This is a genomic window from Mesorhizobium sp. M7A.F.Ca.MR.362.00.0.0, assembly GCF_004023175.1.
Lineage (GTDB): Bacteria > Pseudomonadota > Alphaproteobacteria > Rhizobiales > Rhizobiaceae > Mesorhizobium.
On the sequence record NZ_RZTF01001053.1, the window covers coordinates 1 to 258 of the forward strand.

Genomic DNA, 258 nt, shown 5'->3' on the forward strand with positions numbered 1-258 from the left:
CTACATTATCTCATGAACCAAGTACATATTGATTTTAGTGATATCGATTATCTTTTTGGACCTGGTTGTATTATTGACGATAGATATTTATATCCAGAATTTGAAGGATTGATTGTAGCACTCAACTCATACTTGACAAATAAAAGCAATAGAGGGATTAATTCACTTGGTAAACTACAAGGAATTGTAGCTAATTTTGAATTCTCATTCAATAAAGATACAAAATTTACGTTTGATCGTAATGATGTAGTACAGATA

The 258-nt window shown here is 29.5% G+C and carries 1 protein-coding gene; it reads left to right on the top strand.

What is annotated here, in order from left to right; all coding sequences use genetic code 11:
• Nucleotides 1-12 precede the first annotated feature (12 nt).
• Nucleotides 13-258, top strand: a 246-nt coding sequence (locus EOC06_RS41270; protein ID WP_206631449.1) for a hypothetical protein, incomplete at its 3' end; no start/stop codon positions are given.